The sequence below is a fragment of the Burkholderia sp. Ac-20384 genome, assembly GCF_017104605.1.
GTDB lineage: Bacteria > Pseudomonadota > Gammaproteobacteria > Burkholderiales > Burkholderiaceae > Burkholderia > Burkholderia lata.
The window spans coordinates 1-26,548 of the sequence record NZ_JAAGPE010000129.1 but is presented as its reverse complement, the minus strand read 5'-3'; the positions used below and the strand labels follow the sequence as shown (position 1 = coordinate 26,548).

The 26,548-nt window shown below is 66.2% G+C and carries 25 protein-coding genes and 1 pseudogene; 16 read left to right on the top strand and 10 right to left on the bottom strand.

What is annotated here, in order from left to right:
• The 6 genes from G3O00_RS43470 to G3O00_RS22740 all read left to right on the top strand — a co-directional run.
• Positions 1-167: PP0621 family protein (locus tag G3O00_RS43470; RefSeq protein WP_277399299.1), on the top strand; the 167-nt coding region annotated here is incomplete at its 5' end.
• Positions 164-754 carry a 1,6-anhydro-N-acetylmuramyl-L-alanine amidase AmpD gene (gene ampD, locus G3O00_RS22760; RefSeq protein ID WP_206144391.1) on the top strand — a complete coding sequence of 197 codons (591 nt, stop codon included), beginning with the start codon at positions 164-166 and terminating at the stop codon, positions 752-754. The genes G3O00_RS43470 and ampD, both read left to right, overlap by 4 nt.
• A 451-nt stretch (positions 755-1,205) precedes the next feature.
• Positions 1,206-4,202, top strand: coding sequence for a ribonucleoside-diphosphate reductase subunit alpha (locus G3O00_RS22755; protein ID WP_206144390.1), 2,997 nt, complete (start codon positions 1,206-1,208; stop codon positions 4,200-4,202).
• A 365-nt stretch (positions 4,203-4,567) separates the two neighbouring features.
• The gene (locus tag G3O00_RS22750; protein WP_011350871.1) at positions 4,568-5,779 is read left to right on the top strand and encodes a ribonucleotide-diphosphate reductase subunit beta; all 1,212 of its coding nucleotides are present in this window, start codon (positions 4,568-4,570) and stop codon (positions 5,777-5,779) included.
• 82 nt (positions 5,780-5,861) lie between these two features.
• On the top strand, positions 5,862-6,188 hold the full coding sequence (locus G3O00_RS22745) for a hypothetical protein (RefSeq protein WP_081436571.1): 327 nt from the start codon (positions 5,862-5,864) through the stop codon (positions 6,186-6,188).
• A gap of 28 nt (positions 6,189-6,216) precedes the next feature.
• Positions 6,217-6,906 (top strand): histone H1-like DNA-binding protein, encoded by a 690-nt coding sequence (locus G3O00_RS22740; RefSeq protein ID WP_011350872.1) that lies wholly within the window; start codon positions 6,217-6,219, stop codon positions 6,904-6,906.
• Positions 6,907-7,133: 227 nt separating this feature from the next.
• Here G3O00_RS22740 and G3O00_RS22735 read toward each other — a convergent pair whose 3' ends face one another.
• The 10 genes from G3O00_RS22735 to G3O00_RS22690 all read right to left on the bottom strand — a co-directional run bounded on the left by G3O00_RS22735 (position 7,134) and on the right by G3O00_RS22690 (position 15,398).
• A complete protein-coding gene (locus tag G3O00_RS22735; RefSeq protein WP_206144389.1) occupies positions 7,134-7,607 on the bottom strand; it encodes a glycine zipper 2TM domain-containing protein in 474 nt (157 codons plus the stop codon).
• A gap of 19 nt (positions 7,608-7,626) precedes the next feature.
• Entirely contained in the window at positions 7,627-8,565 is a 939-nt protein-coding gene (locus G3O00_RS22730) for a carbohydrate kinase family protein (protein WP_011350874.1), read from the bottom strand.
• 86 nt (positions 8,566-8,651) lie between these two features.
• Entirely contained in the window at positions 8,652-9,155 is a 504-nt protein-coding gene (tpx, locus tag G3O00_RS22725; RefSeq protein WP_011350875.1) for a thiol peroxidase, read from the bottom strand.
• Between the two features lie 73 nt (positions 9,156-9,228).
• Complete coding sequence (locus G3O00_RS22720; protein ID WP_206144388.1) at positions 9,229-10,608, bottom strand: DUF3426 domain-containing protein; 1,380 nt, start codon at positions 10,606-10,608, stop codon at positions 9,229-9,231.
• Positions 10,609-10,653: 45 nt separating this feature from the next.
• Positions 10,654-11,556 (bottom strand): 50S ribosomal protein L11 methyltransferase, encoded by a 903-nt coding sequence (prmA, locus tag G3O00_RS22715; RefSeq protein ID WP_011350877.1) that lies wholly within the window; start codon positions 11,554-11,556, stop codon positions 10,654-10,656.
• A 2-nt stretch (positions 11,557-11,558) separates the two neighbouring features.
• Positions 11,559-12,926: an acetyl-CoA carboxylase biotin carboxylase subunit gene (gene accC / locus G3O00_RS22710; RefSeq protein WP_174934156.1), complete on the bottom strand. Its 1,368-nt coding sequence runs from the start codon at positions 12,924-12,926 to the stop codon at positions 11,559-11,561.
• Between the two features lie 84 nt (positions 12,927-13,010).
• A complete protein-coding gene (gene accB, locus G3O00_RS22705; RefSeq protein WP_206144387.1) occupies positions 13,011-13,481 on the bottom strand; it encodes an acetyl-CoA carboxylase biotin carboxyl carrier protein in 471 nt (156 codons plus the stop codon).
• A gap of 66 nt (positions 13,482-13,547) precedes the next feature.
• Positions 13,548-14,000: a type II 3-dehydroquinate dehydratase gene (gene aroQ / locus G3O00_RS22700; RefSeq protein WP_011350880.1), complete on the bottom strand. Its 453-nt coding sequence runs from the start codon at positions 13,998-14,000 to the stop codon at positions 13,548-13,550.
• Between the two features lie 194 nt (positions 14,001-14,194).
• Entirely contained in the window at positions 14,195-14,743 is a 549-nt protein-coding gene (locus G3O00_RS22695) for a TlpA disulfide reductase family protein (RefSeq protein ID WP_206144386.1), read from the bottom strand.
• Between the two features lie 10 nt (positions 14,744-14,753).
• The gene (locus G3O00_RS22690) at positions 14,754-15,398 is read right to left on the bottom strand and encodes a UDP-N-acetylmuramate--alanine ligase (RefSeq protein WP_206144385.1); all 645 of its coding nucleotides are present in this window, start codon (positions 15,396-15,398) and stop codon (positions 14,754-14,756) included.
• Between the two features lie 246 nt (positions 15,399-15,644).
• Between G3O00_RS22690 and mpl the strand changes: the two genes are divergently transcribed.
• From mpl to G3O00_RS22640, 10 genes and pseudogenes are all read left to right on the top strand, one after another.
• Positions 15,645-17,030: a UDP-N-acetylmuramate:L-alanyl-gamma-D-glutamyl-meso-diaminopimelate ligase gene (gene mpl / locus G3O00_RS22685; protein WP_206144384.1), complete on the top strand. Its 1,386-nt coding sequence runs from the start codon at positions 15,645-15,647 to the stop codon at positions 17,028-17,030.
• Positions 17,027-17,596, top strand: a complete 570-nt coding sequence (locus tag G3O00_RS22680) for a YqiA/YcfP family alpha/beta fold hydrolase (RefSeq protein ID WP_011350884.1) — start codon at positions 17,027-17,029, stop codon at positions 17,594-17,596. Before mpl ends, G3O00_RS22680 begins: the two co-directional genes overlap by 4 nt.
• An 80-nt stretch (positions 17,597-17,676) precedes the next feature.
• Positions 17,677-19,764, top strand: coding sequence for an RNB domain-containing ribonuclease (locus G3O00_RS22675; RefSeq protein WP_206144383.1), 2,088 nt, complete (start codon positions 17,677-17,679; stop codon positions 19,762-19,764).
• Entirely contained in the window at positions 19,761-20,627 is an 867-nt protein-coding gene (gene aroE / locus G3O00_RS22670) for a shikimate dehydrogenase (RefSeq protein WP_206144382.1), read from the top strand. The genes G3O00_RS22675 and aroE overlap by 4 nt, the downstream gene beginning before the upstream one ends.
• Positions 20,628-20,641: 14 nt before the next feature.
• Positions 20,642-21,379, top strand: coding sequence for a monofunctional biosynthetic peptidoglycan transglycosylase (gene mtgA / locus G3O00_RS22665; RefSeq protein ID WP_011350887.1), 738 nt, complete (start codon positions 20,642-20,644; stop codon positions 21,377-21,379).
• Between the two features lie 437 nt (positions 21,380-21,816).
• Entirely contained in the window at positions 21,817-23,427 is a 1,611-nt protein-coding gene (locus G3O00_RS22660) for a peptidase S10 (protein WP_174934170.1), read from the top strand.
• 80 nt (positions 23,428-23,507) lie between these two features.
• Positions 23,508-23,906 (top strand): EF-hand domain-containing protein, encoded by a 399-nt coding sequence (locus G3O00_RS22655; protein WP_011350889.1) that lies wholly within the window; start codon positions 23,508-23,510, stop codon positions 23,904-23,906.
• Positions 23,907-24,255: 349 nt separating this feature from the next.
• Positions 24,256-25,155, top strand: coding sequence for an IclR family transcriptional regulator (locus G3O00_RS22650; protein ID WP_011350890.1), 900 nt, complete (start codon positions 24,256-24,258; stop codon positions 25,153-25,155).
• Positions 25,152-26,177 carry a 2-dehydro-3-deoxygalactonokinase gene (locus G3O00_RS22645; RefSeq protein WP_206144381.1) on the top strand — a complete coding sequence of 342 codons (1,026 nt, stop codon included), beginning with the start codon at positions 25,152-25,154 and terminating at the stop codon, positions 26,175-26,177. The genes G3O00_RS22650 and G3O00_RS22645 overlap by 4 nt, the downstream gene beginning before the upstream one ends.
• 22 nt (positions 26,178-26,199) lie before the next feature.
• Positions 26,200-26,548, top strand: a pseudogene (locus G3O00_RS22640) (2-dehydro-3-deoxy-6-phosphogalactonate aldolase); the annotation flags it as partial.

Here is a 26,548-nt window from a genome sequence, read left to right as displayed (position 1 = left end):
GCCCGAACGGCGACGCGCGGGCGCTGCCCGAGCCGATGGTGCGCTGCGCCGAATGTGGCGTGCATGCGCCGAAGGGCGACGCCGTTGCCGCGGGCGGCGAATATTTCTGCAGTGCCGAGCACGCGCAGCGCCACGCCGAGCGGTCGAGCGGTCGCGACGCACGATGAGCGACGCGCTGCTGCTGTCGGTCGACGCGAACGGCTGGGTGCGCGAAGCGCGCCATGCGCCGTCGCCGAACTTCGAGGTGCGGCCCGCGGGCGCGGTGCCGACGCTCGTGGTCGTCCACAACATCAGCCTGCCGCCCGGCGAATTCGGTGGCGATGCAATCGAGGCGCTGTTCCTGAATCGCCTCGACTGCGATGCGCACCCTTATTACCAGAGCCACCTGCGCGACGTGCGCGTGTCCGCGCACTTCCTGATCCGCCGCAGCGGCGAACTCGTGCAGTTCGTGTCGTGCGACGAGCGCGCGTGGCACGCGGGCTCGTCCGAGTTCTTCGGCCGGCCGCGCTGCAACGACTTCTCGATCGGCATCGAGCTCGAAGGCGCGGACGACGTGCCGTTCGACGACGCGCAGTATGCGATGCTCGCCGCGCTCTCCCGCACGCTCGCGGCACGCTACCCGGTCGACGCAATCGCGGGGCACTCGGACGTCGCGCCGGGCCGCAAGACCGACCCGGGCCCGCATTTCGATTGGCAACGCTTCGCGAGCGATGCCGGTTTTTCCGCCGAATACTTTCCTTTCCGTCAGCACTGATCGCGGGGTTTTTTGACCGGAGAAAGTTTTTTCTCCGACCAATGCCTTGTCGTGTCTGCGCGTGAGCGATGTCAAGACCTCCATCGCAAATTATCCGTTTTGACGTCCTCCGAATGTCCACTATACTTGGTGCCAGTTGAGTAGTTCTGTACTAGATATAGTGTGTGCCGCAGGGGAAACCCGAGCGGCACCGGCCGGCGGGCAACGCCGGCGGACAGGGTTCTCAGGGCGGCGCGTCAGGCCGGGCGGTCCGGGCGTCGCGATCAGCGCAGCGAACTTCGACGGGGCAGGGTACACATGACGAAGCACACGACCGGATCGGTTGTCGCGCATCGACCGAACCGGCTTCCCCGGCGCATCGCTCGCCTCTTACCGCTCGCGCACCAAGTTGCGCAGCGTTCGTTTTAATCCGCGGTTCTCTCCGCACCATCCAACACCAGGAGCTTTGCACATGCAAACCACCGACAACGCGACGTCCCAGTACGAGAGCGCCTCGAGCCGTCCGCTCGGCGGGACCGAACAGGGCGCGAAGGCGCTCGCGCCGCAGGCGACGTTCGCCGACTACAAGGTGATCCGCCGCAACGGCAGCGTCGTCTCGTTCGAACCTTCGAAGATCGCGATCGCGGTGACCAAGGCTTTCCTGGCTGTCAATGGCGGGCAGGGCGCGGCATCGGCGCGTGTGCGCGAGCAGGTCGAGCAACTGACGCACAACGTCGTGCGCGCGCTCGTGCGCAGCCGCCCGAACGGCGGTACGTTCCATATCGAAGACATCCAGGATCAGGTCGAACTCGCGCTGATGCGCGGCGGCGAGCACAACGTCGCGCGTGCGTACGTGCTGTATCGCGAGAAGCGTCACCTCGAGCGCCAGCATGCGGGCGAGGAAGCAGCGGCAGCGGGCGGCGAGGCGAGCACCGGCATCAACGTCGTCGACAACGGCGTCACGCGCCCGCTCGACCTGAACGCGCTGCGTGCACTGGTCGTGTCGGCATGCGACGGCCTCGGCGCTGCGGTTAACCCTGACCCGATCGTCGCGGAAACGGTGAAGAACCTGTACGACGGCGTGCCGATGAGCCAGGTCTACGACTCGGCGATCCTGGCTGCGCGCACGATGATCGAGAAGGATCCGGCATACAGCCAGGTCACGTCCCGCATCCTGCTGCACACGATCCGTCGCGAGATCCTCGGCGAGGAAGTGGTCCAGGCCGAGATGTCGACCCGCTACGCGGAATATTTCCCGCAGTTCCTGAAGCGCGGCGTCGACGCCGGCCTGCTCGACGACAAGCTGCTGCAGTTCGACCTGAAGCGCCTCGGCGAAGCGCTCGACGCGAACCGCGACCTGCAGTTCGGCTACCTCGGCCTGCAGACGCTGTACGACCGCTACTTCCTGCACGTCGAAGGCACCCGCATCGAAATGCCGCAGGCATTCTTCATGCGCGTCGCGATGGGCCTGTCGCTGAACGAGATCGACCGCGAAACGCGCGCGATCGAGTTCTACAACGTGCTGTCCAGCTTCGACTTCATGAGCTCGACGCCGACGCTGTTCAACTCGGGCACGCACCGCTCGCAGCTGTCGTCGTGCTACCTGACGACGGTCGCGGACGATCTCGACGGCATCTATGAAGCGCTGAAGGAAAACGCGCTGCTGTCGAAGTTCGCCGGCGGCCTGGGCAACGACTGGACGCGCGTGCGTGCACTCGGCTCGCATATCAAGGGCACGAACGGCAAGTCGCAAGGCGTGGTCCCGTTCCTGAAGGTCGTCAACGACACGGCCGTCGCGGTCAACCAGGGCGGCAAGCGCAAGGGCGCGGTCTGCGCGTACCTCGAATCGTGGCACCTCGACATCGAGGAGTTCCTGGAGCTGCGCAAGAACACGGGCGACGATCGCCGCCGCACGCACGACATGAACACGGCGAACTGGATTCCCGACCTGTTCATGAAGCGCGTGATGGAAGGCGCTGACTGGACGCTGTTCTCGCCGTCGACCTGCCCGGACCTGCACGACAAGTTCGGCGCGGAATTCGAGGCGGCTTACACGGCTTACGAAGACAAGGTCGCGCGCGGCGAGATCAAGCTGTTCAAGAAGATCCCGGCGGCGCAGCTCTGGCGCAAGATGCTCGGCATGCTGTTCGAGACGGGCCACCCGTGGATCACGTTCAAGGATCCGTGCAACGTGCGCTCGCCGCAGCAGCACGTCGGCGTCGTCCACTCGTCGAACCTGTGCACGGAAATCACGCTGAACACGAGCGACTCCGAAATCGCGGTGTGCAACCTCGGCTCCGTGAACCTCGTCGCCCACCTGGTGAAGCAGGCCGACGGCAGCTACGCGCTCGACCACGACAAGCTGAAGCGCACGATCAGCGTCGCGATGCGCATGCTCGACAACGTGATCGACATCAACTACTACGCGGTGGCGAAGGCGCGTAACTCGAACCTGAAGCATCGCCCGGTCGGCATGGGCATCATGGGCTTCCAGGACTGCCTGCACCTGCTGCGCACGCCGTACGCGTCGGAAGCGGCGGTCGCGTTCGCCGACCGTTCGATGGAAGCGGTCTGCTACTACGCGTACCACGCGTCGACCGAGCTGGCCGAGGAGCGTGGCCGCTACTCGAGCTACCGCGGCTCGCTGTGGGATCGCGGCATCCTCCCGCAGGACACGCTGAAGCTGCTCGCCGAAGCGCGCGGCGGCTACGTCGAGGTCGACACGTCCGAATCGCTCGACTGGACGTCGCTGCGTTCGCGGATCGCCACGCACGGCATGCGCAACTCGAACTGCGTCGCGATCGCACCGACGGCGACGATCTCGAACATCATCGGCGTGTCGGCCTGTATCGAGCCGACCTTCCAGAACCTGTACGTGAAGTCGAACCTGTCGGGCGAATTCACGGTGGTGAACGAGTACCTGGTGCGTGACCTGAAGGAACGCGGCCTGTGGGACGAAGTGATGGTTGCCGACCTGAAGTACTTCGACGGCATGCTGTCGCGCATCGACCGGATCCCGGCCGACCTGCGCGCGATCTACGCGACCGCGTTCGAAGTCGACCCGACGTGGCTGGTCGAAGCGGCATCGCGTCGCCAGAAGTGGATCGACCAGGCGCAGTCGCTGAACATCTACATGGGCGGCGCGTCGGGCAAGAAGCTCGACGAGGTCTACAAGCTCGCATGGCTGCGCGGCCTGAAGACGACCTACTACCTCCGCACGATGGCGGCGACGCACGTCGAGAAGTCGACGGTCGCACACGGCGCGCTGAACGCGGTGCCGACGAGCGGCGGTTCGAGCAGCGGCGGCGCGCAAGGCGCAGCCGGCGGCTTCGGTGCGGCAGGCGGCGCAGCATCGTCGTCGGGCGCAGTCGACGCAGCACCGGCACTCGCACCGGTCGAGGCAGATGGCCCGGTGTGCACGATGCGTCCGGGCGATCCTGGCTTCGACGAATGCGAAGCGTGCCAGTAACGCAGTACGCCTGACCTGAGAAGCAGGTCAGCGCGGCGCACACGACAATCGATCGAGGTTGAAGTGTGCGCCGCTCTCAACTAAAAAAATGATAAGGAATCTGTAACGCGGCACCTGCGTTGCAGGCAGTGACAAGCGATCGAAACATCCCCGACGACGTCGCGTTTCGATCAGCGTTCGATGCGTCGAGCGCACCTCGCGATACACGCGCGACACACGTCGCGCTCTGCATGAACGACGATGCGTTGCTCAAAGTGTTGTATCGAGGTCGCAACGCGAATCGAAAAAAGGATTTTTCGTGAGCGAACCCTTTTATCGCTCAGGAAAAGATGGTACAAACCGTTCTAAATTGATGGTGAGAATTTATGCTCAACTGGGATGAAGAGAAGACTGCCGTAACTCCCGCGAGCGGAGCGCAGCAAAACGCGATGCGCACCTCCGCAGGAGCGGCTGTCGGACTGCAGGCTGCAACGCCTGCCGCCCATCAGGTCCGCGACATTTTCGAAGGCGATCTTGCGGTGCCGCCGCAAGCATCGGCTGTTCCCGCCGGCGGTTCGGAAGCGCGGGTCAATGTCGCCGACAAGCGCATCATCAACGGCCAGACTGACGTCAATCAGCTGGTGCCGTTCAAGTACAAGTGGGCGTGGGAAAAGTATCTGGCCGGTTGCGCGAACCACTGGATGCCGCAGGAAATCAACATGTCCCGCGACATCGCTCTGTGGAAGGACCCGAACGGTCTGACCGAGGACGAGCGCCGCATCGTGAAGCGCAACCTCGGCTTCTTCGTGACGGCCGATTCGCTCGCGGCGAACAACATCGTGCTCGGCACGTACCGCCACATCACGGCGCCCGAGTGCCGGCAGTTCCTGCTGCGCCAGGCGTTCGAAGAGGCGATCCACACGCACGCGTACCAATACATTGTCGAATCGCTCGGTCTCGACGAAGGCGAGATCTTCAACGCGTACCACGAGGTCACGTCGATCCGCGCGAAGGACGAATTCCTGATCCCGTTCATCCATACGCTGACGGATCCGGCCTTCAAGACCGGCACGCTCGAAGCGGATCAGAAGCTGCTGAAGTCGCTGATCGTGTTCGCCTGCATCATGGAAGGCCTGTTCTTCTATGTCGGGTTCACGCAGATCCTCGCGCTCGGCCGCCAGAACAAGATGACGGGTGCTGCAGAGCAATATCAGTACATCCTGCGCGACGAGTCGATGCACTGCAACTTCGGCATCGACCTGATCAACCAGATCAAGCTCGAGAATCCGCATCTCTGGACCGCCGAATTCCGCGCCGAGATCCGCGAGCTGTTCAAGCAGGCTGTCGAACTCGAATACCGCTACGCCGAAGACACGATGCCGCGCGGCGTGCTGGGTTTGAACGCGTCGATGTTCAAGAGCTATCTGCGCTTCATCAGCAACCGCCGTTGCCAGCAGATCGGCCTTGACCCGCTGTATCCGAACGAGGAAAACCCGTTCCCGTGGATGAGCGAGATGATCGACCTGAAGAAGGAACGCAACTTCTTCGAGACGCGTGTGATCGAGTATCAGACGGGCGGTGCGCTGTCCTGGGAATAACCCGCAGCAGCGAACCCGTCACATGATGGTGCAGCCGGCGGCCTCTCGGCCCCGGCCCAAGGTTTAGGAGCAAGAACGCCTGATGCAAAGCATGCCCGGTGCCTTAACGGCACGACGACACGACAGGCACTTTGCGAACCCTTCAGTGGGATGGGCAAACTTCCCTCCGGAAAAAGCGGACAGCCGTGTGGCGGTCCGCTTGATCAAGCGATTAGGGGTAGCGGCGCGAGGTGCGCCGGCTACCGACTTGATTTGGCGCGCGAGGCCGGGTGGTCACGCGCGCCATACCGTATTCATTAGCGTAAGCGCGTGGTATCCGCGTACGCCGATGAATAGCCCGCTTCGAAGCGCACGTCCTGAACAGCGTCCGCGGGAAGCGGGTTTTGACGAAGGGTGTAGTTTGAACTGACTCTCATCTGAACCTGAAGGAGAACAACATGGCACTTGCCAAGAAGAAACCGGCTGCAAAGAAGGCCGCAGTGAAGAAGGTCGCTGCGAAGAAGGCTGCTGCGCCGGCGAAGAAGGCCGCTGCAGTGAAGAAGGTTGCTGCCAAGAAGGTCGCGGTGAAGAAGGTTGCCGCGAAGAAGGCAGCACCGGCGAAGAAGGCAGCAGTGAAGAAGGTTGCTGCCAAGAAGGTCGCAACGAAGAAGGTTGCAGCCAAGAAGGTCGCAGTGAAGAAGGTTGCTGCGAAGAAGGCAGCACCGGCGAAGAAGGCCGCAGTGAAGAAGGTTGCAGCCAAGAAAGTCGCAGTGAAGAAGGTTGCTGCGAAGAAGGCAGCACCGGCCAAGAAGGCTGCTGCGAAGAAGGCCGCGCCGGCGAAGAAGGCTGCTGCGAAGAAGGCTGCGCCTGCCAAGAAGGCTGCCGCGAAGAAGGCTGCGCCTGCTGCGAAGAAGGCTGCCCCTGCGAAGAAGGCCGCTGCTCCCGCGAAGAAGGCTGCCGCTGCTGCTCCGGCTCCGGCGAAGAAGGCCGCGGCTCCGAAGAAGGCTGCTGCTCCGAAGAAGGCCGTCGTGAAGAAGGCTGCACCGGCAACGACCGCGTCGACCGCATCGGTTGCGCCGGCATCGGGCGTGAAGACCGCGCTCAACCCGGCAGCGGCATGGCCGTTCCCGACCGGCAGCCGTCCGTAATCGAGGCTGACCTGCACCACCCGGACACTCACGTGGTGTCCGCGGGTTGAGTAGCGCTACTCAATCAGTCCCGCCATCTGGCTCAGGTGGCGGGATTTTTTTCGTCTGTACTTGCCGATAGGCAGGTTGCCCGTATGCCGGTTGCGGCGACTACGGACGAAAAAAAACGCATGTGCAGCTTCGCACATGCGTTCGACCGCGGCTTGCGCCGCGAGCTGAGGTACCCGTTAGTGCGTGACGCGCGTGACGCCGCCGCTCGACAGCAGTCGCACGCGCTCGCCGGCGCGGAACGCTTCGCCGCTTGCTGCCTGCGTGATCGAGCGCAGATCGCCGTTGTCGAGGCGCACGGTGATTTCGACACCGTTCGCCGTGCTGAGGTTTTCGCCGACCGCGTTGCCCGCGACCGCGCCGACGAGGCCGCCGGCGATCGCGGTCAGGATCGACCCCTTGCCGCCGCCGATCGCGCTGCCTGCCACCGCGCCGAGTGCGCCACCGCCGATCGTGCCGATCGCGCTGCCGCCGCCGTCGGACTGGATGCGCACCGCTCGGACGCTTTCGACCGTGCCCATGCGGACCGTCTGTTCGCGCTGCGCCTGGCCGACGCTATAGACATCCGCCGAACCGGGTGCGGTGAAGCAACCGGTGAGCGTCAGCGAGGCCGCCAGCATGGCCGCGAGCGTGAGGGTCTTTTTCGTCAACATCTTTGCTCTCCCACAAAATTCATTTGAGACTGTAACCGAATGCAGTCTCGAAGCGCGCGTCGATCTCGGCGCGCGTCAGTACGTAAGTCTGGGGCCCCTGGTGGGCGATCTTGATCGAGCCCATCAGGCTCGCGAGGCGGCCCGTGGTTGCCCAGTCGAGGCCATGTTCGATGCCGTACAGCAGGCCACCCCGGAAGGCATCGCCGCAGCCGGTCGGATCGGAGATACGCTCGGCCGGCACGACAGGAATCAGCTCCGTGCCCTGCTTGTGGCGGATGGTCGCGCCGTGCTCGCCACGCGTAATGACGAGCGCGTCGACCCGGCTGGCGATTTCATCTTCGGACCATCCCGTCTTGTCGCTCACCAGCTTGGCCTCGTAGTCGTTGACCGCTACATAGGTCGCAAGTTCAATGCTGCGGCGCAGCGTCGCACCGTCGAACAGCGGCAGGCCCTGGCCCGGATCGAATACGAACGGCACACCGGCCTTCGCGAGTTCTTCGACGTGCTGCACCATCCCGTCGAAGCCGTCAGGGCCGACGATCGCGAGCTTGATGCCCGGCGCGTCGCCTGCGTGGTTCAGGTGCGACTGCATCATCGCGCCCGGGTGGAACGCCGTGATCTGGTTGTTGTCGAGATCGGTCGTGATCATCGCCTGCGCCGTATACGTGTCGGGCAGCACGCGAACGTGGTCGCGACGCAGGCCGAGCTGGTCGAGCCGGTCGAGATACGACTGGGCGTCGAGCGCGCCCACCGTCCCCATGATCCGCGCATCGCCGCCGAGCAGGTGCAGCGCGTACGCGATGTTGCCCGCGCAGCCGCCGAACTCGCGGCGCATCGTCGGCACGAGGAAGCTCAGGTTGATGAGGTGCACCTGGTCGGGGAGGATGTGCTCACGAAACCGCCCTTCGAAGGTCATGATGGAATCGTAGGCGATCGAGCCGCAAATCAACGTAGCCAAGGTGTGCGTTCCTGTAGAAATGAGGGACCCCTGCGCGACAACGCCGCGCGAAAGGCGCGGCGCGGCAGGGGAAAGCGAGAGAAAGCTTACTTCAGTGCGGCGAGCGCTGCATCGTAGTTCGGCTCGTCCTTGATTTCGCCGACGAGTTCCGCGTGGATCACCTTGTCCTGCGCGTCGAGCACGACGACCGCACGTGCGGTCAGGCCGTTCAGCGGGCCGCTCGTCACGTCGACGCCGTACGCGTTCGCGAACGCGCGGCCGGTGCGGAACGTCGAAGCCGTCACGACGTTCTCGAGGCCTTCGGTCGTGCAGAAGCGCGTCGCAGCGAACGGCAGGTCGGCGGACACGACGACGACAACCGTGTTGTCGAGCGACGATGCGGCTTCGTTGAACTTGCGGGTCGACGTCGCGCAGGTCGGCGTGTCGAGGCTCGGGACGATGTTCAGCACCTTGCGCTTGCCGGCGAAGCTGGCGAGCGACAGGTCGGCGAGGTCCTTGCCGACCAGCTTGAAATCGGCGCCTTGTGCGCCGACGGCCGGGAACGTGCCGGCGAGATCGATCGGGTTGCCACCCAGCGTAACTTTGCTCATGTTCGTGCTCCGAAATAGCGCGCCGCTCGGGCGCGCGGGTTGAGACGGGCGCGCAGGCGCGCGCCGCGGCGCGTCACGGATAGAAAATCTGGACGCGGAAATTCGAGGCGGGCGTGCCGTTCGTTTCGACGCGGACGATCATCGTCTGCGTCGCGCCGGGCGGCAGCCCGGCGTCGATCGGCGTGCCCGGGCGCACGTAGTCGCGCGGCGCGAGTACGCGGCGCACGGTCACGTGGTTGGTGTCGTCGAGCAGCGTTAGCTCGAGCGACGGGTAGGCGAGCGCGACACGGTAGCGGTTCGTCAGCGGCACCTTCAGCTCGAGCTCGCGCGGGCCGTCGAGCTGGCGCAGGTCGGTCGCGTCGAGCCGCAGGCCGTCGATCGCGTGCGGCGGCGTGACCTTGCAGCCAAGCGGCGCGCAGGCCTGCCGGAACCAGCCCTGCGTGACGGGCCAGTAGATCATCAGCGTTTCGCGCTGCCACCATGCGAGTTGCGTGACGAGCAGCACGGCGAGCACGGCAGCGACGAGGCCACCGAAAAAGCCGCCGAGCATGCCGCGTCGCTGCGGCGCGCGCGTCTCGCGCGTGACGGCGAAATGCGGACGATCGTCGTCGGTCAATGCAGCGGGGAACGGTGCGGCTGGCGCGTTGGTCGTTGCGGCGGGCGTTTCGTCGTGCCGTGGGGTGCCGGTGTCGGGCTCGCCCCTGGCTTCGGCTTCGGTGACAGCCGGCGCCGGTGCGAACGCAAAACGCGGTTCGCGCGGCGCGCGTTCGTCGTCCGGCACGGCGAAGTGCGCGGTGCCGACGGGTTCGGCGGCATCGCGAGCGGTCTCCGCGTCCGACGGAACGTGGGCGACGAAGCGGGGCTCACGCGGGTCACGCTCGACGGGCGTGGCCGATGGTTCGGTATCCTGCTGCGTCTGCGTCTGCGTCTGCGTCTGCGTCTGCGTCTGCGTCTGCGTCTGCGTCGATTCGGCGGGTTGCGCGACGGCAGTGGCGGTGTCCAGCTCGGCCGGGGAGGGCGCGAACGGGGCGGGCGTACCCGACAGGTGAACGACGCCGGCTTCGGTGGACGGAAGCGCGAGCGGGATCAGCGGCTCGGTGCGCACGGTCTGCACGCTGTGCTGCAGCGACGGGTCGACGCCGGCATCGAGCCACGGCGCCCACATGTCCCAGCCTTCCGGCTTGTAATCGGTGTCGGAAGGTGACCCGGCCGGCGCTTCGGCGGCGAACAGCCGAGGCAGGGCCGGATGATGCGCGTGGCCGTCATCCGGCGCAGCAGCCGGTTCGGTCAGGGCCGGCTCGGGCTGCAGCGCGTGCTCGGGAACGAGCGACTCGGATGCGTTGAATACTTCGTGGCAGTGCCCGCAGCGAACGAGCCCTTGATGCAGCGAGAGCTGTTCCTGCTGCAGCCGGAAGACGGTTTCGCAATGAGGGCAGCGCGTCGCAAGAAGCATGTCGAGCCGGGCGGCCTGCTGGCCAGAGTGAAGGACAGCGCTATTCTAATGGCTTTCGCGTCGGGTTCCGGCGAGGCATACCCAACCTTCGTGCTCACGCCAGACCGAGATGTCGACGTAGCGTGCGTAGACGGCCGCCACTTCGTCCGCCTGGCGCGCGAGCACGCCCGACAGCGCGATGCGCCCACCCGGCTTGACCTTCGATGCGAGCATCGACGCCATCAGCTTCAGCGGATTCGACAGGATGTTCGCGACGACGATGTCGAATTCGCCGTCCGGGCACGCATCGGGCAGCCCGTACGTGACATCCGCATGGTTGCGTTCGCTGTTCTGCCGCGCCGATTCGACCGCCTGCGGATCGATGTCGATGCCGATGACGGGGTTCGCCCCGCATTTCTTCGCGAGGATCGCGAGAATGCCCGAGCCGCAGCCGTAGTCGAGCACCGACTGGCCCGGCTTCACCGACTGCTCGAGCCATTCCATGCACAGGCGCGTGGTCGGGTGGCTGCCGGTGCCGAATGCGAGGCCCGGATCGAGTTCGAGGATGAGCGCATCGGGATCGGGCGCATCGTGCCACGACGGCACGACCCAGATCCGCTCGCCGATCGGGATCGGCTCGAACTGCGATTGCGTGAGCCGCACCCAGTCCTGTTCCTCGACTTCGCGGACGGTGAACGCGGGGGTCTCGGCGACGCCGATTTCGTTTGCGGCAGCCGCGAGGAGCACGGCCGGCTCATGGTCGGCCGCGAGCAGCGCGACCACGCGCGAGTGCTGCCACGCGGTGCGGTCGGGCACGAGGCCCGGCTCGCCGAAGAGCGGCTGTTCGTCGGGCGTGTCGGCGTCGGCGTCTTCCACGGACACCGACAGCGCGCCGAGTTCGAGCAACGCGTCGGACAGTGCCTCCGCATGCTCACGGGCCAGTTCGACGACGAGTTCGCGATAGCTCATGCTTACGCTTCTTCCGGTGCGACCTGCTGCTTCTGGGCGAGCCGGTTTTCGAGGTAGTGGATGCTGGTGCCGCCTTCGACGAACTTCGAATCGATCATCAGCTCGCGGTGCAGCGGGATGTTGGTCTGGATGCCTTCGACGACCATTTCCGACAGCGCGATGCGCATCCGGCTGATTGCCTGCTCGCGCGTCGCGCCGTAGGTGATCAGCTTGCCGATCATCGAATCATAGTTCGGCGGCACGAAATAGCCATTGTAGGCGTGCGAATCGACGCGCACGCCGGGGCCGCCCGGCGTATGCCACGACGTGATCCGGCCCGGCGACGGCGTGAACTTGAACGGATCTTCCGCGTTGATCCGGCATTCGATCGCATGTCCGCGGAATTCAATGTCGCGCTGGCGCAGCGTGAGCTTCTCGCCGGCCGCGATGCGGATCTGTTCCTGCACGATGTCGACGCCCGTGATCAGCTCCGATACCGGGTGCTCGACCTGCACGCGCGTGTTCATCTCGATGAAGTAGAACTCGTTGTTCTCGTACAGGAATTCGAACGTGCCCGCGCCGAGGTAGCCCATCTTCTTGCAGGCGTCCGCGCAGCGGTCGCCGATGCGATCGATCAGGCGGCGCGGAATGCCGGGCGCCGGCGCTTCCTCGATCACCTTCTGGTGGCGGCGCTGCATCGAGCAATCGCGCTCGCCGAGCCAGATCGCGTTCTTGTACGCGTCGGACAGCACCTGGATTTCGATGTGGCGCGGGTTCTCGAGGAACTTCTCCATGTACACCTGCGGGTTGCCGAACGCACGGCCGGCTTCCTCGCGGGTCATGTTGACTGCGTTGACGAGCGCGGCCTCGGTGTGCACGACGCGCATCCCGCGCCCGCCACCGCCGCCTGCCGCCTTGATGATGACCGGATAGCCGATCGCGCGCGCAATCTTGACGATCTCTTTCGGATCGTCCGGCAACGCGCCTTCCGAGCCCGGCACGCACGGCACGCCGGTCTTGATCATCGTCTGCTTCGCGGTGACCTTGTCACCCATCATGCGGATCGTTTCCGGGCGCGGGCCGATGAACGTGAAGCCCGACTGCTCGACGCGTTCCGCGAAATCGGCGTTCTCCGACAGGAAGCCGTAGCCGGGGTGGATCGCCTCGGCATCGGTGACTTCCGCGGCGCTGATCAGCGCCGGCATGTTCAGGTAGCTCAGGTTCGACGGGGCCGGGCCGATACAGACGGCTTCGTCCGCGAGGCGGACGTACTTGGCTTCCTTGTCGGCTTCCGAGTAGACGACCACCGTCTTGACGCCGAGTTCGCGGCACGCACGCTGGATGCGCAGCGCGATTTCACCACGGTTGGCAATGAGGATTTTTTCAAACATAGCGAGTATTCGTCTCTTCGAGGGGCGCGCGAACGGCGCCTGGCGGGCATCGGCGGCGCGCGGCCCGGAGGCCGCGCGGCGGACTTAGCCGATCACGAAAAGCGGCTGGCCGTATTCGACGGCCTGGCCGTTCTCGACGAGGATTTCCTTGATCACGCCGGCCTTGTCCGACTCGATCTCGTTGAGCAGCTTCATCGCTTCGATGATGCAGATCGTCTGGCCTTCCTTGACCGTGTCGCCCACCTGGACGAACGGGTCCGCGCCCGGCGACGGTGCGCGATAGAACGTGCCGACCATCGGCGACGTCACGACGTGGCCCTGCGGGACCGCCGGAGCGGCTGCGCCGCCTGCGGCCGGCGCGACAGCACCTTCGGTCGGCAGCGCGACCGGAGCGGGCGCGCTGACTTGCGGGGCATACCCAGCCGTCGGCTGCACGTAGACCGGCGGCGCGTTCTTGACGATGCGCACCTTGCCTTCGCCTTCCGTCACTTCCAGCTCGGAGATGCCGGATTCGGAAACGAGGTCGATCAGAGTTTTCAGCTTACGAAGATCCATCGGGAATTCCCCTTTCAATACGTGAAAGCGCCGGTTAGGGGCCGGCGCTGAATCTAGATCGCGAAATCAGCCGCGCGACGTGCCTTGCAGCTTGTCCAGCGCGTACTCGAGCGCGTACAGATAACCTTTCCAGCCGAGCCCGCAGATCACGCCTTCGGCCTGGTCGGAAAAGTAGGAGTGGTGCCTGAACGCTTCGCGGCGATGCACGTTCGACAAGTGAACCTCGACGAACGGGATGCCAACGCCGGCGATCGCGTCCCGGATCGCGACGCTCGTGTGCGTATACGCGGCCGGATTGATCAGGATGAAATCGGTCTGTTCCTCCCGCGCGGCCTGAATGCGGTCGACCAGTGCACCTTCATGGTTGCTCTGGAACGACGACAGTTCGGCGCCGGCTTCCCGGGCGCGCGCGGCAAGCGCCTGATCGATCTGTGCGAGCGTGACGCGGCCGTACACCTCCGGTTCCCGGGTGCCGAGAAGGTTCAGGTTGGGGCCGTGCAGCACCAGCAATCGTGTCATGGTCGCTTCTATTTCTGCGGAATTGCGCGAACTTTAGCGCTATTTAGAGAAATTTGTCTAGTTTTGCCGAACGGCCAAGCGCGCCGGACCTGCAAGAATTACCGGCACTCAGGCAAAGTATCGGCGAATTCACGCGAAATTGCGGCGATCCACGGGCAAATCGCCGCCAACGTGCGGGCCGCCGTTCGGGCAGGTTACAGCGCGTCGAGCGTCTTTTTCAGCTCGGCCGGTTGGATTTGTCCCAATTTTGTCTCGCGAATCTTGCCGGTTTCGTCGATGACGACCGTAAACGGCAACGCGCCGGCGGTATTTCCGAAATTACGGGCCAGATCGGCGCCCGCATATCCGCTGATGAATACCGGATAGTCGACCTTCACCTTCTGCAGAAAGTTCTTCACGTTCTGTTCGGAATCGACGCCGATCCCGATGAAACGGATGCCCTTCTGTTTGTATTGATGCGACAGCGCGACGAGCTCCGGCATCTCCTCGACGCACGGGCCGCACCATGACGCCCAGAAATTGACGACGACCTTCTGGCCCTTGAAGGCGGACAGCGTGGCCGGCTTGCCGTCGGTGCCCGTCAGCGACGCCGCCCACAACTGTTCGACCGGGCTGCCGTGTGCGGCGGGCGCGGCGACGGCGACACCGTCATCGGCGGTGCCGCGGAACAAATGGCCGGCGGCGAGCCCGCCGGCAACGGCGGCGGCCGCGACGACCGCGAGCGCCAACATGCGTTTCATCATCCTCGTTGAATCATTCCGGTTCGGCAGGGGCCTTGCCTGCTTCGACGAGCGCGCGCAGCGCGGCGGCATCCGCGCGGGCGACCCGGCCGCGCGCGTCAGCCTTGACCGCGCCGCGCAGGTCGTCGCTCGCATAGAGCGCGAGGTGGATGCCGATCGCATCGACGTCGCGTCGCGGGCGCCACAGGAAACTGAGCGTCTCGACGTCGGCGCGGCCCGCGAAGTGCCGCGTCTCGGATACGTCGTACTGGACGTTCTGGTTCAGCAGGTAGATCGCGACGTCCTTCGGGTTGTCGGTGAATGCCTGCAAATGGATATCCGAGTGCGCGTTCGCGGTGCCGTTCAGCACGGCACCCGTCACATAAGGATGGAACTCGGCGAGCCGGCGCATCCAGTCGAGCGCGATTTCGCGCAGGCGGCGCAGTTCGTCCGGCTGCGTGTCGCTCTGGAACAGGGCGAGGTACTCGCGCAGTTCTTCCTCGATCAGGTCGTTATCCGGCAGCCATTCGCCGGCAACGCGCGTATCGCCCAGCAACTGGCGCGCTGCCTTGCGCTTCGCGCCGGCATAGTCCAGGCCGTCCTCCGCGATCAGGCGGGCGGCGGACTGGGCGATTTCCTCGCGGACGCGCCGCGGGTCGAGAAGGGTTTTGCGAGACATGATCCGGCAATCATACTCGATCGCCGCAGGGCCCGAGCGCGGGTGCGGCGGCCTGCCGCCCGGCGTGCCGGCGCCGTTCGCGCGCAGCGTTCGGGCCGCCGGGCACGGCAGGCCGTCAGTTACAATACTGTTCTTTGTGTCGCGGCAAAGGCCGTTGGCCGGGCGCCGGCCGCACGGCCCGTCCGGCGCGCCGCACACACATCCTTTCCGAATCGACGGCGCCCGGCGGCGCGAAAGCATTCATCTATGCACATCCACATTCTTGGCATCTGCGGCACCTTCATGGGCGGTCTCGCCGTACTCGCGCGCGAGGCGGGCCACACGGTGACGGGTTGCGACGCGGGCGTCTATCCGCCGATGAGCACGCAGCTCGAGGCGCAGGGCATCACGCTGATCGAGGGCTACGGCGCCGAGCAGATCGACCTGAAACCGGACCTGTTCGTGATCGGCAACGTCGTCACGCGCGGCAATCCGCTGATGGAGGCCATCCTGGATCGCGGCCTGCCGTACGTGTCGGGCCCGCAGTGGCTCGGCGAGCACGTGCTGGCCGGCAAATGGGTGCTCGCGGTCGCGGGCACGCACGGCAAGACCACCACGTCGTCGATGCTCGCTTGGCTGCTGGAAGACTCGGGCCTGAATCCGGGCTTCCTGATCGGCGGCGTGCCGCTGAACTTCGGCGTATCGGCGCGGCTCACCGATTCGAGCTTCTTCGTGATCGAGGCCGACGAATACGATACGGCGTTCTTCGACAAGCGCTCGAAGTTCGTCCACTACCGGCCACGCACCGCGGTGCTGAACAATCTCGAATTCGATCACGCCGACATCTTCGCGGATCTCGCCGCGATCGAGACGCAATTCCATCATCTCGTCCGTACCGTGCCCGGTGTCGGCCGGATCGTCACGAACGGCCGCTCGGATGCACTCGAGCGCGTGCTGGCGCGCGGCTGCTGGAGCGAGGTCGAGCGGTTCGGCGTCGACGGCGGCTGGCAGGCGCTGCCGGCCGAGGACGGCGTGCCGGTCGACGAGCGCTTCGCGGTGTATTCGCACGCGGAACGTGTCGGTGAAGTCAGGTGGCAGGTACAGGGCGATCACAACCGGATGAACGCGCTTGCGGCGATCGCGGCTGCGCGCCACGTCGGTGTACCGCCTGCGCAGGCGGCCGAATCCCTCGCGTCGTTCCGTAACGTGAAGCGCCGGATGGAAGTGCGCGGCAGTGTGGACGGCGTGACCGTCTACGACGACTTTGCGCACCATCCGACCGCGATCGAAACCACGATCGCCGGCCTTCGTGCACGCATCGGCAGCGAGAATGCCCGCATCCTCGCGGTGCTCGAGCCGCGCTCGAACACGATGAAGCTCGGCGTGATGAAGTCGCAATTGCCGGCGAGCCTGGCCGATGCCGATCTCGTGTTCGGCTACGGCGCGCCGACCGGGCGCGATGCGCTCGGCTGGAATCTGGCCGAGGCGCTGGCGCCGCTGGGCGAGAAGGCGCACGCATTCGACGATCTGCACCTGCTGGTGAAGTCCGTCGTCGCAGCCGCGCGCCCGGGTGACCACGTGCTCGTGATGAGCAACGGCGGCTTCGGCGGCGTGCACCAGAAGCTGCTCGACGCGCTCGGGAGCCGCACGTGATCCTGTACCTGCACGGCTTCCGGTCGTCGCCGGAATCGCAGAAGTCGCGCCAGCTCGCCGCGCGCATGGCCGAGCTCGGCCGTACCGACGAGTGGCGGTGCCCGTCGCTGTCGGTGTCGCCGCTCGAAGCGATCGCGGTCGCGGAGGCCGAAGTGGCCGGCGCGCGCGACGTGACCGTCATCGGCAGCTCGCTCGGTGGCTACTACGCCACGTGGCTGGCCGAAAAGCACGGCTGGAAGGCCGTGCTGCTGAATCCGGCGATCGTGCCGCAGCGCGATCTCGAGCAGCATCTGGGCGAACAGCCGCTGTACCACGGCGGCGGCACGATCGTCGTCGAGCGCCGTCACCTGCATGAACTCGATGCGCTGCGCGTGCCGGCGATCACGCGTGCCGAACGCTACTATCTGTTCGCGGCGACCGGCGACGAAGTGCTCGATTACCGCGAGATGCTCGCGCATTACCCGGGCGCGAAGACGCGCGTGATCGAAGGCAGCGATCACGGGATCAGCGAATTTGCCGACTATGTCGACGACGTTCTCGCTTTTTGCGACGGAAAGACGTCTTAAACCGGCCATGTGCCGATCGAATTCCCATCATCATGCGGCGCCGCCGACGCGGCGCCCGGCAGTCTGAACGAGAGTACTGAGTGAACGTTTTCTTCGAGGAATCGGGCAGTTTCAAGGCGGGCAGCGTGCTGTCGCGCCAGGGCGACGCGTTTCAGGTCGAGTTGCCCGGCGGGCGGCGGGCGAAGGTGCGCGCGAAAGACGTGCTGATCGAATTCGACAAGCCGGCCGCAAGCGAGCTGATGCAGGAGGCCGACTCGGCCGCGCAGCAGATCGATCTGGATTTCCTGTGGGAATGCGCGCCGGCCGACGAGTTCGCGTACACGGCGCTGGCCGCGGAATACTTCGGCGCGACGTATGGCCCGGTCGAGCGCGCGGCGCTGGTGTTGCGACTGCACGGCTCGCCCGTCTACTTCCGCCGCAAGGGGCGCGGCCAGTACCAGCGCGCGCCGGAAGAGCAGCTCAAGATGGCGCTCGCGTCGCTCGAGCGCAAGCGCCAGCAGGCGCTCGTCCAGGTGCAGTATGAAGAGGAACTGAAGGCCGGCAAGCTGCCGGAAGCGTTCGCGGGCAAGGTGCTCGGGCTGCTGACGCGGCCGGACAAGAACGCGATCGAATACAAGGCGATGGAAGCGGCGGCCGGTGCGCGCGGCGTGTCGCCTGCGCGGCTGATGCTCGACTGCGGCGGCATCGCGTCGCCGCGTGCGCTGCACGAGGCGCGCTTCCTCGCCGAATTCTTCCCGCACGGCACGGGCTTTCCGGCCGTCACGGTCGGCGCGCTGCCGGACGACCTGCCGCGTGCGGACGTCCAGGCGTTCTCGATCGACGACATCACGACGACCGAAATCGACGATGCGTTCTCGGTCGAGCACCTGGCCGACGGCCGCGTGCGGATCGGCGTGCACATCGCAGCGCCGGCGCTCGGCATCGTGCGCGGCGACTCGGTGGACGCGATCGCGCGCACGCGCCTGTCGACCGTCTACATGCCGGGCGACAAGATCACGATGCTGCCGGACGACGTTGTCGACGTGTTCACGCTGAAGGAAGGCGATTACCGTCCGGCGCTGTCGCTGTACATCATCGTCAACCGCGAAACGCAGGAGATCGTTGCGAACGAGACGCGCGCCGAGCTCGTGTTCGTGAAGAACAACCTGCGGCACAACCACCTCGACGAGCTCGTCAACGAAGAGACGCTCGCGGCCGGCACCGGCGACTATCCGCACAAGGACGACATCGCCGTGCTGTGGCCACTCGCGCAGGCGCTGTTCGAGAAGCGCCAGGTCGCGCGCGCGGGCTACGGCCTGAAGCGCGAGGTGCAGCGCAACACCGACTACAACTTCTACGTCGAAGGCGAGCACGTGTCGATCACGCCGCGCCGTCGCGGGTCGCCGCTCGACCTGATCGTGTCGGAGCTCGCGATCCTCGCGAACTCGACCTGGGGCGCGTTCCTGCACGACCATACGGTGCCGGGCATCTACCGCTCGCAGCGCGGCTTCGGCGCGCCGGGCCCGAAGCGCACGCGGATGCAGACGACGGCCGCGCCGCACGAAGGCCTCGGCGTCGCGCAGTATGCGTGGAGCACGTCGCCGCTGCGCCGTTACGTCGACCTCGTGAACCAGTGGCAATTGCTCGCCTGCGTGCAGCATGGCGTCACCGCGAAGCTCGCCGCGCCGTTCAAGCCGAAGGACGCCGACCTGTACGCGGTCGTGCAGGGCTTCGACGACACCTACACGGCCTACGCCGACTATCAGCGCCGGATGGAATATTTCTGGTGCCTGCGCTGGCTCGCGCAGGAGCAGAAGAAGCAGGTCGTCGCGAGCGTCGTGAAGGGCGATCTGGTGCGCCTCGAGGAAATTCCGCTGCTGCTGCACGTGCCGGGGCTCGGCGTGCATGCGCGCGGCACGCGTGTGCTGCTCGACGTAATGTCGCTCGACGAGCTGACGATCGAGGCATCGGTGCGGTTGCTGAACGTGCTCGACGCGCCGACCGTGACGAGCGGCGACGCGGCCGAGGAAGAAGATGACGCCGAAGGCGGCGAAGACACGCTGATCGACGCCGAAGACGCAACCGCCGAAACCGAAGCCGAAGCGCTGGCGGAAGCGGACGGCGCGACGGCAGGTGAAGGCGGCGAAGCCGCGAACGGTAACGCCAGCGAAGAGGGGCGCGCATCATGACGGCGGCTGCGTCGACGAGCGGCGCCGACCGCTATGTCGTGTTCGGTAACCCGGTGGCGCACAGCAAGTCGCCGTTCATCCACGCGCAGTTCGCCGCGCAGACGGGCGAGCCGGTCGAATACACGCACCGGCTTGTGCCGGTCGACGGGTTCGACGCGGCCGTGCGGGCATTCGTCGCCGAAGGCGGTCGCGGTGCGAACGTGACGGTGCCGTTCAAGCTCGAAGCGCATGCGCTGGCCGACACGCTGTCGCCGCGCGCAGCAGCGGCGGGTGCGGTGAACACGCTGCGCATCGATGCCGATGGCCGCATCCACGGCGACAACACCGACGGTGTCGGCCTCGTGCGTGACATCGAAGCGAATCTCGGCGTGTCGCTGGCGGGCGCCCGCATCCTGCTGCTCGGCGCGGGTGGCGCGGCGCGCGGGGTCGTGCTGCCGCTGCTCGATCGCGCGCCGCTGTCGATCACGATCGTGAACCGCACCGCGAGCAAGGCCGAGGCACTCGTCGGCCAGTTCATGCAGGCCGCGCACGATGCGGGCTGCACGCTCGCGGGCGGCGGCCCCGATGTCGTGCGCGCGGAGCCGTACGACGTAGTGATCAACGCGACGGCCGGCAGCCTCGATGCCGCGTTGCCGGAGTGCGACGCAGCCGCATTCGGCGCGGGCACGCTCGCGTACGACATGATGTACGGCGCGCAGCCGACGGTGTTCATGCAGCACGCGGCGTCGCTCGGCGCGCGCACGGCCGACGGGCTCGGGATGCTCGTCGAGCAGGCGGCCGAATCGTTCTTCATCTGGCGCGGCGTGCGGCCGGACGGCGCACCGGTGCTGGCCGCGCTGCGCCAGGCGCTCGCGGCGAGCTGAACGGAGCGCGGCTCGTGGTGGCGGTGAGCGGCACGCAGCACACGCGGACGGTGAGCCCGACCCGCTGGATCGTCTATGCGGGATCGGTGTTCGCGGGCGCGTGGCTCGCGACGCAACTGTTCTATCTCGCGCAGATCGCGCTGTGGTCGTTCGTGAACCCGGGCTCGACCGCGTTCATGCGCACCGACGCGTGGTGGCTGTCCCGCGACAAGCCGCCCGCGCAGATCCAGCATCAGTGGGTGCCGTACGACCAGATCTCGCGCAACCTGAAGCGCGCGCTGATCGCATCCGAAGACTCGACCTTCGCGACCAACAACGGCTACGACGTCGACGCGATCCTGCAGGCGTGGGAGAAGAACAAGGCGCGCGGCCGGATCGTCGCGGGCGGCTCGACGATCACGCAGCAGCTCGCGCGCAACCTGTTCCTGTCGCGCGAGAAGAGCTACATCCGCAAGGGGCAGGAGCTCATCATCACGTGGATGCTCGAAACGGTGCTCGACAAGGAGCGGATCTTCGAGATCTACCTGAATTCCGTCGAGTGGGGACGCGGCGTGTACGGCGCCGAAGCGGCCGCACGCTATTACTACCGGATTCCCGCAAGCCGGCTCGGCGCGTGGCAGTCGGCGCGTCTCGCGGTCATGCTGCCGAAGCCGCGCTGGTTCGACGCGCACCGCGGCTCGGCCTACCAGGCGCAGCGCGCGGCAGTCATTGCCCGCCGGATGGGTGCGGCCGAGCTGCCGCAATCGGAGTGAACGGCGCGCTCGCGCCGTCGCATTGACCGTTTCGCCACCCGTGCGCCGCTCGCGCGTCGTTTGTGCAATGCAGCGCATTCGTGTCGCGCGCATTTCGGGCCACATCCTTTAGACGAATTCGTCTATTTCGTTTTGCTGATCAATGCCGGGTGTCGTGCGACTTTGTTGGTCGATATGGCACGAAATTCGGGGATTTTTAGTATTTCCGGGTAAACGAGAAAGCCGATGAAAGGCACGTGAAATGCAACGTTTCGCGAACCGAAGCATTCCTGAAAGGTGTGCGCTGCACCGGCCGCCAGCCAAATATTTCAAAATTTTTCAAAGCTGACGGGCTCGCGTATATTGGCCAGCGCCTCGGCTTATCGGCCGCAATCGAGGCGGGGGGCGGCTTATCCGGCTGCTCGACACAAAAAACATCCGAGAGAAGGAAAGCAACGATGCCAGCGAGCAAAGCGAAGCTGTTGTTGGGAGTGGTGTTTTCTTCGCTGATTCTGACGGCCTGCAACGACGACGTGACATCGTCCGCTGCTGCCAGCGCCGACAATTCAGCCGATCCCGCCAGTCAGGTGGACAGGGCGTACAACGATCCGAACAGTTATTCGTCGAGCGCGAACGCGTCGCTCGACGCCTCCGCCGCGGTTGAAAAGGCCGCCGTCACGCATCACCAGATCACACTCAACGGCAAGACGATCCGCTACACGGCCACGGCCGGCCACCTCGTCGCGCGCAATCCGCAGACCGGCGCGCCCGAAGCATCGTTCTTCTACGTCGCCTATACGGCCGACAACCAGCCTGCGGCGAAGCGGCCCGTCACGTTCCTGTACAACGGCGGCCCCGGCTCGGCATCGGTGTGGCTGCATCTCGGCTCGTTCGGCCCGCGCCGGATCCAGACGGGCGACCCGAACGCGAACACGTCGACGTTCCCGTTCGTCGACAACCAGGAAAGCCTGCTCGACACGACCGACCTCGTGTTCGTCGATGCGATCGGCACCGGCTTCTCCGAAGCGGTCGCGCCGAACACGAACCAGACGTTCTGGGGCGTCGACCAGGACGGCGGCGCGTTCCGCGATTTCGTGACGCGCTACATCGCCGTGAACCAGCGCAACGATTCGCCGAAATACCTGTTCGGCGAGTCGTACGGCACGCCGCGCACCGACGTGCTCGCGAACCTGCTCGAGACGGCCGGCGTGAAGCTCGCCGGCATCGTGCTGCAGTCGTCGATCCTGAACTACAACGTGAACTGCGACATGGCGAGCGACTACATCGGCAACTCGAACAACGGGTCGAGCCCGGTGAGTTGCGCGGGTTTCGTGCCGTCGTATGGCACGGTCGGCGCGTACTACCAGCTCGACAACCCGAACCCGTCGAGCCTGCCGCAGTATGCGGACCAGATGCGCCTGTTGACGGCCGGCAGCTACGCGCCTGCCGTGAACGCGTACCTCGCGAGCCATACGCCGCCGCCGCCGTCCCTCGTCACGACGATGGTGAATTCGACCGGCGTGAAGCAGTCGCTGTGGAATGCAAACTTCAACGTGATCCCGACCTTCTTCGACAACAGCTTCCAGCTGTCGCTGATCCCGGGCACGCTGATCGGCCGCTACGACGCGCGCGTGAACGTGCCGGTGTCGAGCCCGCTGGCATCCGGCGGCGACCCGTCGAGCACGTACATCACGCAGCCGTTCACCGACACGATCGGCAAGTACCTGCCGAACGAGCTGAAGTACACCGCGCAGTCGGCGTATTCGTTGAGCAGCAATGCGATCAACACGTGGGACTGGACGCACGACGGCCTCGCGATGCCCGACACGATCCCCGATCTCGCTGCGGCACTGTCGCTGAATCCGCAACTGAAGGTGTTGTCGCTGAACGGGTATCACGACATCGCGACGCCGTTCTACCAGACCGAGCTCGATCTCGCGCGGCTCGGGACGCAACCGAACCTGACGATCAAGGACTATCAGGGCGGGCACATGGTCTATCTCGACGATACGTCGCGTCCGCAGGAGAAAGCCGACCTCGTGACCTTCTACAACGCGGCCGCGCACTGATGCTGCGCCAGGCAGGCGGCGCGCGCCCGCGGTGGCGCCGCGCCTGCCGTCGACGACCTCATTCCAGACTGGAGCCTGATATGAAGAATCGTTTCATCGTCGTTGCCGCGGCGCTCGCCTGTGTCGGCGCCGCAGCATCCGTATCCGCGTTCGCGCAGGCAAGCGACGCCGCCGCACCGGTGCGTGCGCGCCAGGCGCAGCTCGGCGATCCGTACGTGCCGCCGGCCGCGCGCAAGCCGACCGCCGGCACGCAGACGACGGGCGCCGCGCTGCATGCGCAGGTGGTGCGCAAGCTCGCGCAGCAGTTCAGCGCAGCCGACGCGCAGAACACGGGTTCGATCACCGAATCGCAGGCCCGCGCGGCCGGCCTCGGCTATGTCGCGAACCACTTCCGCCAGATCGACTCGGGCGGCAACGGCCGCGTGTCGTTCGCGGACGTCCAGCGCTACATGCAGGCACGCAGCACGAGCCAGCAGTAAGCGCAGCGCGCGGTGAACAAACGGGGGCGGAACCTGCTGCACGGCGGGTTCCGCCCCCGTGTACATGAAGCCGCCGTTTCGTCGCGTACGCGGCGGATTCGTGTCGAATTCTCATTATCTGGGCAACGCATTCAAATATTGGAGACGAGTGCGTGCGCTCCTACAATCCGAAGCACATCGACAGCTTCGGACCCACGCATCGCGCGGCGCCCGACGCACACGGAGACACCTTCCATGACGTTCGCCGGGCGCTTTATTCGGTGCATCGACCGCCGCCTCGTTGCGACGCCGGACGCAGTTCCGGCATCGCGCGAACGGCTTCACCGGTTCCGTTGAAGAAGCCCGCCCCATGACCAAGATGCCCGACACACTTGCCCTCGACGCCCGGCGTGCGACGCCGGACGATGCGTCGCTGACCGACAGCATCGGCGCGACCAGCACGCCGCTCGATCTCGCTGCACAGCAGGCCGGCACGCAGACGTTGCTGCGCGGTCTTGCGATCCTCGAGGCGATCGCGAACGGTGCGCGCGACATGCGCGCGATCGGCGCCGCGCTCGGCACGACGCGCAGCACCACGCACCGTCTCGTCAGCAGCCTCGTGCAGGCGCGCTACCTGCGCCAGGTGCAGGGCGGCTACCTGCTCGGCCCGAAGCTGATCGAGCTCGGCACGATCGCGCTCGAGCAGATGCCGCTCACCGCGGTAGCGCGCCCGCACCTCGAAGCGCTCGCGGAAGCGACGCTCGACACGATCCATCTCGGCGTGCGCGACGGCGACGACGTGCTGTACATCGACAAGATTCCCGGCACGCGCGGCCTCGAGATGCGCTCGCGCGTCGGCCACCGGATGCCGCTCGCGTCGACCGGCATCGGCAAGGCGATGATGCTCGACACCGATCCCGACACGTGGCGCTCGCTGTTCGAGGCGGCCCGGCGTGCGCTCGCCGGCGTCAATTTCAAGCCGGACAACCGGCCCGAGACGAGCGCGTTCCTGCAGCGCATGGCGCATTACGCGGCCGGCGGCTATACGTTCGATCTCGAGGAGAACGAGGCGTCGATCCGCTGCGTGGCCGCGCCGATCCGCGATGCATCGGGCGCGATCGTGGCGGCCGTGTCGGTCGCGAGCACGATTCCGTACATGCCGCACGACCGGATGGACGAACTGATTCCGCTCGTGCAGCGCGAAGCGCGAGCCATTTCCGCGGAACTGGGCTGGAGCCCGCCGCAGGGTACCCGCAGGATCAAACGATGACGACTTCGACCCGGCCCGTTCCGGATGCCAGCTCCGCCACCCCGTCGCTGATCGCGCTCGACTGGGGCACGACGTCGCTGCGCGCTTACCTGTACGACGCGCACGGTGCGCTCATCGACACGCGCAGCCGTGCAGCGGGTGTGATGCATGTGCCCGGCGGCGGCGCGCGCGCGTTCGACGCGGTGTTCGAGGAAGCATGCGGCGACTGGCTCGACCGCACGCCGGGCCTGCCGGTGCTCGCCGCCGGGATGGTCGGCAGCGCGCAGGGCTGGCGCGAGGCGCCGTACGTCGCGGTGCCGGCCGGCGCCGACGCGCTCGTCAAGGGCCTCATCACGGTGATGACGTCGCGCGGCACGACGATCTCGATCGTGCCGGGCGTCATCGCCACGGGTGAATTGCCCGACGTGATGCGCGGTGAAGAAACGCAGATATTCGGTGCACTCGCGAGCGATCCCACGCTTGGCGCCGATCGTTCAGGGGTACTGATCGGCTTGCCGGGCACCCATGCGAAATGGGCGTGGGTGAGGGACGGGCTGATCGAGCGCTTCCAGACCTTCATGACGGGCGAGCTGTTCGCGGTGCTGCGCGACCACACGATCCTCGGCCGCACGATGCGCGCCGGCGCGTCGCCCGATCGGGCGGCGTTCGTGCGCGGCGTCTCGGTCGCGCGCGGCGCGCAGCACACGGGGCTGCTCGCGACGATCTTCAGCACGCGCACGCTCGGCCTGACCGACCGGCTCGCGCCCGATGCGCAGGGCGACTACCTGTCCGGGCTGCTGATCGGCCATGAGCTAAACGCGCTCGACGCGATGCTCGCGGAGCGCGGCATCGCGCTCGCGGACCAGCCGCTGCTGCTGATCGGCGACGACAGCCTGTGTGCGCGCTACGCCGATGCGCTCCAGGAATTCGGCCACCCGCACGCCCGCGTCGTCGCGCATGCGACCGACCGCGGCCTGTGGCGGATCGCGTCGCGCGCCGGGCTCGTGCGTGCGGATGGCGAGCCCGTCTGCGCCGACCAATGACTTGTTTGCAGAGGAACCTTCGATGCCGTCCGACCTGACCTTGCCCGCGCCGTACGCGCCCCACGCCGCGCTGATGCGTGCGTTCGACGCGTGCCCGCTGATCGCGATCATGCGCGGGATCACACCCGCCGAAGCGGCCGACCACGGCCATGCGCTCTATGAAGCCGGCTTCCGGATCGTCGAGGTGCCGCTCAACTCGCCCGATCCGTTCGACAGCATCGCGGCGCTGCGGCGTGCGCTGCCCGACGATGCGATCGTCGGCGCGGGGACCGTGCTGCGCGCCGAGTATGTCGACCGCGTGCAGGACGCGGGCGGCGCGCTGATCGTGATGCCGCACAGCGACGCGGCCGTGATCCGCCGCGCACGCGAGA

What these genes read in the sequence shown, in the direction of transcription:
- ampD (WP_206144391.1), top strand. Translation starts at nt 164, where the DNA reads ATGAGCGACGCGCTGCTGCTGTCGGTCGACGCGAACGGCTGGGTGCGC.
- G3O00_RS22755 (WP_206144390.1), top strand. Translation starts at nt 1,206, where the DNA reads ATGCAAACCACCGACAACGCGACGTCCCAGTACGAGAGCGCCTCGAGC.
- G3O00_RS22750 (WP_011350871.1), top strand. Translation starts at nt 4,568, where the DNA reads ATGCTCAACTGGGATGAAGAGAAGACTGCCGTAACTCCCGCGAGCGGA.
- G3O00_RS22745 (WP_081436571.1), top strand. Translation starts at nt 5,862, where the DNA reads ATGCAAAGCATGCCCGGTGCCTTAACGGCACGACGACACGACAGGCAC.
- G3O00_RS22740 (WP_011350872.1), top strand. Translation starts at nt 6,217, where the DNA reads ATGGCACTTGCCAAGAAGAAACCGGCTGCAAAGAAGGCCGCAGTGAAG.
- G3O00_RS22735 (WP_206144389.1), bottom strand. Translation starts at nt 7,607, where the DNA reads ATGTTGACGAAAAAGACCCTCACGCTCGCGGCCATGCTGGCGGCCTCG.
- tpx (WP_011350875.1), bottom strand. Translation starts at nt 9,155, where the DNA reads ATGAGCAAAGTTACGCTGGGTGGCAACCCGATCGATCTCGCCGGCACG.
- G3O00_RS22720 (WP_206144388.1), bottom strand. Translation starts at nt 10,608, where the DNA reads ATGCTTCTTGCGACGCGCTGCCCTCATTGCGAAACCGTCTTCCGGCTG.
- prmA (WP_011350877.1), bottom strand. Translation starts at nt 11,556, where the DNA reads ATGAGCTATCGCGAACTCGTCGTCGAACTGGCCCGTGAGCATGCGGAG.
- accC (WP_174934156.1), bottom strand. Translation starts at nt 12,926, where the DNA reads ATGTTTGAAAAAATCCTCATTGCCAACCGTGGTGAAATCGCGCTGCGC.
- accB (WP_206144387.1), bottom strand. Translation starts at nt 13,481, where the DNA reads ATGGATCTTCGTAAGCTGAAAACTCTGATCGACCTCGTTTCCGAATCC.
- aroQ (WP_011350880.1), bottom strand. Translation starts at nt 14,000, where the DNA reads ATGACACGATTGCTGGTGCTGCACGGCCCCAACCTGAACCTTCTCGGC.
- G3O00_RS22695 (WP_206144386.1), bottom strand. Translation starts at nt 14,743, where the DNA reads ATGATGAAACGCATGTTGGCGCTCGCGGTCGTCGCGGCCGCCGCCGTT.
- G3O00_RS22690 (WP_206144385.1), bottom strand. Translation starts at nt 15,398, where the DNA reads ATGTCTCGCAAAACCCTTCTCGACCCGCGGCGCGTCCGCGAGGAAATC.
- mpl (WP_206144384.1), top strand. Translation starts at nt 15,645, where the DNA reads ATGCACATCCACATTCTTGGCATCTGCGGCACCTTCATGGGCGGTCTC.
- aroE (WP_206144382.1), top strand. Translation starts at nt 19,761, where the DNA reads ATGACGGCGGCTGCGTCGACGAGCGGCGCCGACCGCTATGTCGTGTTC.
- G3O00_RS22660 (WP_174934170.1), top strand. Translation starts at nt 21,817, where the DNA reads ATGCCAGCGAGCAAAGCGAAGCTGTTGTTGGGAGTGGTGTTTTCTTCG.
- G3O00_RS22655 (WP_011350889.1), top strand. Translation starts at nt 23,508, where the DNA reads ATGAAGAATCGTTTCATCGTCGTTGCCGCGGCGCTCGCCTGTGTCGGC.
- G3O00_RS22650 (WP_011350890.1), top strand. Translation starts at nt 24,256, where the DNA reads ATGACCAAGATGCCCGACACACTTGCCCTCGACGCCCGGCGTGCGACG.
- G3O00_RS22645 (WP_206144381.1), top strand. Translation starts at nt 25,152, where the DNA reads ATGACGACTTCGACCCGGCCCGTTCCGGATGCCAGCTCCGCCACCCCG.